Raw genomic sequence first — 7,260 nt, 5'->3', positions numbered from 1 at the left:
GACTATGACCACCAAAACCGCCTTTTGGTTCACAAGCATCAGGTTGACTTAGAGCCAGAAGAAATTCTGACCCAAAACAGCTATAATGAAATTGGACAGCTCAAAAACAAAAAAGTAGGTGGGATTACGACTAACAGCTCACTCCAAAGCATTGATTATGCCTACAATATCCGCGGTTGGATGACGAAAATAAATGATCCCTCTAACATGGGTACAAAATTATTTGGATACAAAATAAAGTATAATAATGTCGATGGCCTGCAAGTTCCAAATACTGATTTTACCAATGATAAAGTATTGCCTAAATACAATGGCAATATTGCAGAAATTGATTGGACAACTGCTAATGACGGTATTTTACGGAGATATGGTTACGTATATGATGGCTTGAACCGTCTTACGGCAGGCTATTATCAGAATTCTCAAAACCCCTCTGCCAAGGAATACTTTGAACGCTTACTCTATGACAGCAATGGAAATATTACAGAATTAAAACGTTCGAGCTCAGTATTGGCTGGAAATCCTTTTGCAACTTTAATAGATAATTTAACCTATTCCTCCACAGGAAACCAATTGCAAACGATTTCAGATATTCAACAAAACTCTGACGGGTACCCATATACAGCCACCCCAAAACGCATTACTTATGACCCTAATGGTAACATGACTTCTATGGCAGATAAAGGAATAAGTGCGATTAATTATAATTATTTGAATTTACCTGTAGCCATTAGCAGCAGCCAGGGCAATACAAATTACATTTACCGTGCCGACGGTGTGAAACTAAAGAAAACCTATGGCACGACAGTAACCGCCTATTTAGACGGCTTCCAATATGAAAATAATCTCTTACAATTTATACCCACTGTAGAAGGTTATTATGATTTTATAAAAAATGCGTACATTTACAACTACAACGATCATCTCGGAAATGTGAGGTTAAGTTACTATAAAAACAGCGCAGGTGTTCTTACTATTGATACTGAAAGCAATTATTATCCTTTTGGTTTAGAACATACTGATTATAATAATTTGGTTGGTAATTCTAAGTATAACTACAAGTACAACGGTAAGGAATTGCAAGAGACGGGAATGTACGCAATGGACTGGCGAAACTATATGCCTGACATCGGAAGATTTGCTACTCAAGACCCTTTATCAGCTTTAATTCCTACCTTGACACCTTATCGCTTTGCATTTAATAATCCTGTTTATTTTTCAGATCCAACTGGATTACTTGAGGAATCAAACGGTCTTGCAACTTGTCCTACCTGTCCAAAAACACCAGAATTTCAACCATACATTGACGATCCAAAGAATATGTATGTTTATGTCCCTGAAACGAAGACTGCTGAAAAAGAAGTGCAGATTGAAGAAGTTGTTGTTACTGGGAAGAAAAGCGAGAGTAATACAACAACCTATTTGGGACAACTTAATGGTGTTATTGGAACAACAGGAGATTGGCTTACAAAAAATAATAAAGGCGGAACTGTTGGAGTTTGGACAACTCCGATTAAAAATAGAAACTTTGATGGAATAACATACAATAAGCTGAATGTTAGATATTATGGAAATAATTGGCAAGGTAATCAGTATGTTAAAGTTTCAGGAGTTGGTAAATTTTTAAAGAATGGTTCTGTAGTGGGTTCAGTAGTTTTAGGAGCGATAGAAGTTGGGGATGGAGTTGCAACTGATTATAATGATTACCAAACCAAAGGAGAAACCAATGGTAGAAATACGGCAGTAGCTGCGGGGAGTGCAGCTGGAGGAGTTGTAGGAGGCTGGGCAGGAGCAGAAGCAGGGGCAACTGTAGGAGCAGCTATTGGAGTTTGGTTTGGAGGAGCGGGGGCTGTTCCTGGAGCATTAATAGGTGGACTAATAGGCGGAGCTTTAGGATCTTGGGGTGGTTCGAACCTTGGAAGTTCGGGAGTAGAGAATGTTTATGAAAATACCAAATAATGTATGTCACAAGAATTCATAATAAAATTAAACAGAAAAAAAACCTCTCTCATTCTTTTGGGAGGCATTGTCTTGACAATTATCAGTGTTCTGTTTGTATTAAATCCTAAGAAGTATAAATCCTTTATATTTTTCAGAGAAGAAGCAATTTTATATACAGGTATAATAGGATTAATATTTTTTGGTATTGCCTCAATATATATAGGATACAGACTTTTTACGAATCAAACAGGTATAATAGTTAATGACAGGGGTATTTATGATAATACAACTTTGAGTTCCGTAGGATGGATAAACTGGGAAGATATTACAGATATTGAAATTTATAAAGTTCCTACAGGATTACTTATGAAAAACTCAATTAGTATGGTTTTGGTTAAAGTAAAAGAGCCAGATAAATATATGATGCCATTTTCATCTTTTAAGAGAAATATCTTAAATCTTAATTACAAAAACTACGGTACTCCTATTACTATTAATACAAATGGTTTATCCTATTCCTCTATAGAATTACTTAACATATTAACAGATAGACTTAATAAATCTAAATAAAATTTTACAGCATTATTAATAAAAAAATCTCTTGCAAGTTGTGAGGGTTTTTTGTTTTATAGTGCAGCCACATTTTTATTAAAGAAGTCTTTAAATTTTTTGGTGGTAAGCATTTTATCTACCATTTTAAAAATCATCGATTTATCATCTTCGTCAAGTTGGTTAATTAAATGCAACTTCTCAAAATCGGGTTTATCTTCAATGGTAACATCTTCAGGAATAATGTTTTCACCGCTGCCGCACGAATCCTTTCGTGTGGCCATCGCACATCAAACTTTTCAGGTGGTATACCCTGCTGGCAACGTCTCCGACTTTGAGCAATAATAAAAAAAAACAGGAGTTACCCAATCCCTGCCCACCGCTTCTTTTGTTAAAAACATAGAAGATGATAACTGGACACAAAACTACAGCTTCTACGATAGAAAAGGGAGAGTTATTGGAGGCCATTCCATCAACCATCTCGGCGGTTATACCAAAACAGAAAGCATTCTCGATTTTACCGGTGTTCCACAGAAAGTCTTTACCTATCACAAAAGATTGAGTAGCAGTACTGAAGTAAAAATTGAAGAAACCTTTGACTATGACCACCAAAACCGCCTTTTGGTTCACAAGCATCAGGTTGACTTAGAGCCCGAAGAAATTCTAACCCAAAACAGCTATAATGAAATTGGACAGCTCAAAAACAAAAAAGTAGGTGGGACTATGATTAACAGTCCACTCCAAAGCATTGATTATGCCTACAATATCCGGGGTTGGCTGACGAAAATAAATGATCCCTCTAACATGGGTACCAAATTATTTGGATACAAAATAAAGTATAATAATGTCGATGGCCTACAAGTTCCAAATACTGATTTTACCAATGATAAAGTATTGCCTAAATACAATGGCAATATTGCAGAAGTTGATTGGACAACTGCTAATGACGGGATTTTACGGAGGTACGGCTACGTATATGATGGCTTGAACCGTCTTACGGCAGGCTATTATCAGAATTCTCAAAATCCATCCGCCAAGGAATACTTTGAACGCTTACTTTATGACAGCAATGGAAATATTACAGAATTAAAACGTTCGAGCTCAGTATTGGCTGGAAATCCTTTTGCAACTTTAATAGATAATTTAGCCTATTCCTCCACAGGAAACCAATTACAAACGATTTCAGATATTCAACAAAACTCTGACGGGTACCCATATACAGCCACCCCAAAACGCATTACTTATGACGCTAATGGTAACATGACTTCTATGGCAGATAAAGGAATAAGTGCGATTAATTATAATTATTTGAATTTACCTGTAGCCATTAGCAGCAGCCAGGGCAATACAAATTACATTTACCGTGCCGACGGTGTGAAACTAAAGAAAACCTATGGCACGACAGTAACCGCCTATTTAGACGGCTTCCAATATGAAAATAATCTCTTACAATTTAAACCCACTGCAGAAGGTTATTATGATTTTATAAAAAATGCCTACATTTACAACTACACCGATCATCTCGGAAATGTGAGGTTAAGTTATTATAAAAACAGCGCAGGCGCTCTTACTATTGATACTGAAAGCAATTATTATCCTTTTGGTTTAGAACATACTGATTATAATAATTTGGTTGGTAATTCTAAGTACAACTACAAGTACAACGGTAAGGAATTGCAGGAGACGGGAATGTATGATTATGGCGCAAGATTTTATATGCCCGATATTGGAAAATGGGGTGTTGTGGATCCACTAGCGGAAATAGGTAGAAGATGGTCGCCATATACTTATGCTCTGGATAATCCTATTAGGTTTATTGACCCAGATGGAATGTGGCCATATCCTGTAACCACACGATCCTTTGCTCCATCGAAGACGTTTGGCGGTGGTTTTTCAGGTGACAGTAGAGGGTTTTCTACTTCCTCTTCGGTAAGTTCAAGACTCTCTCACAGTTATGTAATGAATACAGACAATCATACTTATACTAATTCCCCCGCTACCTCTAGTCCTTCTTATCATCCTTTATTAGGATCAGGTCAAGCAAAAGACGATAAAGGAACTATTACAAACGCTTCATATACTGCAAATAAAGATGGGAGCACTACAACATCTTGGACTTCTACAATGTCAGGAAAAAACCCCTTAACTCCAGAGAGCATTACACCGTCCATTGATGTAACAACTAATTTTAGCTTAACTGAGAATAAAGCAGCAGGCACTTTAGGAGTTAATGTTACCCAGACCGGGGATGCTTTTCCTTCAGCCGAAACAATGATTGGAGATACTGCTGGAAATCAGTTAATGATCGGTGTTAGCCCTGCCGTAGGAAATCCTTTTACCAGCTTACCTGGAGATGGGGGTAAACCAATGATGAGTAACAGCTTTAATGTTACAATGGATGAGAACGGTGTTTTTACAGGAGTACAACAAGGAGATAAAAGCTACTCTGTTGGCGATTGGAATAAAACTATGACCTCCCAGCCTACCGTTGAGAGGGTTCCTATTCCGGAGCCCGGAACTGCAGCTTTTGAAATGGTAAGGTAATAATAAATATAATTAGAAATGACAATGAAAATATTAAAAACGAATTGGATAAATATTGTCGGTGTTTTTACAGTATTATTTTTGTACACCACTATATATGGGTTAATGGACTCAAGTATTTCGAGAAATGTTTTTCAGGCAATAATAGCTTCTCTAATAGGTATTTGCCTTTACGGTATAATGTTTTGGGCAGGTTTCATAATAATGCTAATAATATTAGATTGCGTATTGATTATTCCAAATTCGAATAATTTAAAAATAAAATTACTTATTGAATGGATTGTAATAAGTGTCCCTTTTATTTATTGGGCAATAAAATATCCCGAACAAAGAACTTTATATATAGTTGCAATAATTACTTTTTTAATCACTCAATTATTACGAGAAAGATTAATAAACAAAGCCACTCAATGAGTGGCTTTGTTGTTTTACTTTTCAAACTGTTTATCTACGAGTTCAAGGAAACCCTGCCCCCACGCTGGTGCGAGCGTCTCGCTCGTACCCATAATAATTACAAATTTATATCAATTCTAAAATCACCTCCGCTGCCGCATTCTATGACAAAAAACAAGTAAAAACTGTTAAAATTCAGGATGGAAATATTACAGAATTAAAACGTTCGAGCTCAGTATTGGCTGGAAATCCTTTTGCAACTTTAATAGATAATTTAACCTATTCCTCCACAGGAAACCAATTACAAACGATTTCAGATATTCAACAAAACTCTGACGGGTACCCATATACAGCCACCCCAAAACGCATTACTTATGACCTGGATATACTAATTTAGCGTCCAGTAAAAGTTAAGCATAAAACCTTAATTTTAACATATGAAACGAGAGAGAAAAATCTACGATCCAGCTTTTAAAACAAAAGCAGTGCAACTAAGTAACGAGAGGAGTAATGTCTCGGAACTCGCACGAGAACTTGGAATCCAAGTCACATTGCTTTATAAATGGCGCAAAGAATATGAAGAATTTGGAGAAGGAAGCTTTCCTGGGAAAGGAAATTTAAAACTAACACCGGAGCAGGAAAGAATCCATGAACTGGAGAAAAAGCTCAAGGATGCAGAGCTGGAACGGGATATATTAAAAAAAGCAATCGGCATTTTTTCCAAGAGCGGTCGATGAAATATGAGTTCATTAAAAATCATGAATTCCTATTTCCGATTGAAAAAATGTGCGTGGTTTTGGAAGTTGGTTCCAGCGGTTACTTCAAATGGAAAAGTAAGCCAATCTCCGCTAGATTGCTTTTGAAAGAAAAAATAAATCACCACATAAGTTTAATTTATTTTGCCTCAAAACAGCGTTATGGAAGCCCACGGATTACTTTTGAATTGAACGCATTGGGTTACAAAATATCAAGAATAACAGTTGCTAAATACATGAAAGAACTGGGTTTGAGAAGCAAATTAAGTAAGAAGTTTAAAGTTACAACCAACTCAAAACACAATTATTTGGTGGTGGAAAATGTGTTGAATAGGAATTTTAGGCCTACCAATGCATCCCAAACTTGGGTATCTGACATCACTTATATTCAAACCAAGGAAGGTTTTTTATACCTCACGACTGTTATAGACTTGTACGACCGAAAAATAATTGGCTGGAGCTTAAGCGATGGAATGAGTACCGAAGAAACAAGTCTTGCAGCATGGAAAATGGCAATAAAAAACAGAACGGTTCAAAAAGGATTAATTTTTCATTCAGATAGAGGTGTTCAGTATGCAAGCAAGAAATTCGCTAATACAATTGAGTTCTATGGCGTAATAAGAAGTATGAGCAGGAAAGGAAATTGTTGGGACAATGCGGTGGCGGAGAGCTTTTTTAAGTCATTGAAAACCGAGCTGATTTATGGCAACAAACTTATCTCAAAAGAAAAAATGGAGTTAGAAATCTTTGAATACATTGAAATTTGGTACAACAAAAAAAGACGTCACGGTACACTAAATTTTAAAACAATAGAAGAGTTTAATAATCAAAACAAAATTTATCAAAATGTAGCTTAACTTTAACTGGAAATTTTATTTGCATATCCAGAATGATAGGTTTACTATCTATCCTTATAATTTTACTCTTATTGTTTCTTTAAAGAAATCAAATAAATAATTTACTAAAGGGCAGAGATAAATCCCCCTGCTGCGCAAAGTCTCCGACTTTGAGCCACAATAATTTCATTCTTCATAATTATTATATTTCCAAAATTTCCACCGCTGCCGCACGAATCCTT

The 7,260-nt window shown here is 36.1% G+C and carries 7 protein-coding genes; 6 read left to right on the top strand and 1 reads right to left on the bottom strand.

What is annotated here, in order from left to right:
- Positions 1-1,959 (top strand): RHS repeat domain-containing protein (locus QF004_RS13795; RefSeq protein ID WP_307427448.1); only part of this gene is annotated, 1,959 nt, incomplete at its 5' end.
- A 3-nt stretch (positions 1,960-1,962) separates the two neighbouring features.
- Positions 1,963-2,511 (top strand): STM3941 family protein, encoded by a 549-nt coding sequence (locus tag QF004_RS13790; protein ID WP_307427445.1) that lies wholly within the window; start codon positions 1,963-1,965, stop codon positions 2,509-2,511.
- Positions 2,512-2,567: 56 nt separating this feature from the next.
- Here the strand turns inward: QF004_RS13790 and QF004_RS13785 are convergent, their stop codons facing one another.
- Positions 2,568-2,774 carry a hypothetical protein gene (locus tag QF004_RS13785; RefSeq protein WP_307427442.1) on the bottom strand — a complete coding sequence of 69 codons (207 nt, stop codon included), beginning with the start codon at positions 2,772-2,774 and terminating at the stop codon, positions 2,568-2,570.
- Between the two features lie 122 nt (positions 2,775-2,896).
- Between QF004_RS13785 and QF004_RS13780 the strand changes: the two genes are divergently transcribed.
- The 4 genes from QF004_RS13780 to QF004_RS13765 all read left to right on the top strand — a co-directional run bounded on the left by QF004_RS13780 (position 2,897) and on the right by QF004_RS13765 (position 7,039).
- Positions 2,897-3,052, top strand: coding sequence for a hypothetical protein (locus QF004_RS13780; protein WP_307427439.1), 156 nt, complete (start codon positions 2,897-2,899; stop codon positions 3,050-3,052).
- Positions 3,049-5,034, top strand: coding sequence for an RHS repeat domain-containing protein (locus tag QF004_RS13775; RefSeq protein ID WP_307427436.1), 1,986 nt, complete (start codon positions 3,049-3,051; stop codon positions 5,032-5,034). Before QF004_RS13780 ends, QF004_RS13775 begins: the two co-directional genes overlap by 4 nt.
- A gap of 24 nt (positions 5,035-5,058) precedes the next feature.
- On the top strand, positions 5,059-5,448 hold the full coding sequence (locus QF004_RS13770; RefSeq protein ID WP_307427434.1) for a hypothetical protein: 390 nt from the start codon (positions 5,059-5,061) through the stop codon (positions 5,446-5,448).
- Positions 5,449-5,864: 416 nt separating this feature from the next.
- Positions 5,865-7,039 (top strand): IS3 family transposase gene (locus tag QF004_RS13765; RefSeq protein WP_307427429.1). Its coding sequence is split into 2 segments (ribosomal slippage): positions 5,865-6,132 and positions 6,132-7,039, totalling 1,176 coding nucleotides; the frame shifts between segments, so codons are not numbered across the junction.
- Positions 7,040-7,260: the final 221 nt, after the last annotated feature.

The sequence above is a fragment of the Chryseobacterium sp. MDT2-18 genome (assembly GCF_030815285.1).
Classification (GTDB): domain Bacteria; phylum Bacteroidota; class Bacteroidia; order Flavobacteriales; family Weeksellaceae; genus Kaistella; species Kaistella salivictor.
This window is presented reverse-complemented; position numbering and strand designations above follow the sequence as displayed.

Bases quoted from the DNA above. Each gene is read 5' to 3' on its own strand.
- QF004_RS13790 (WP_307427445.1), top strand. From the start codon at position 1,963: ATGTCACAAGAATTCATAATAAAATTAAACAGAAAAAAAACCTCTCTC.
- QF004_RS13785 (WP_307427442.1), bottom strand. From the start codon at position 2,774: ATGGCCACACGAAAGGATTCGTGCGGCAGCGGTGAAAACATTATTCCT.
- QF004_RS13780 (WP_307427439.1), top strand. From the start codon at position 2,897: ATGATAACTGGACACAAAACTACAGCTTCTACGATAGAAAAGGGAGAG.
- QF004_RS13770 (WP_307427434.1), top strand. From the start codon at position 5,059: ATGAAAATATTAAAAACGAATTGGATAAATATTGTCGGTGTTTTTACA.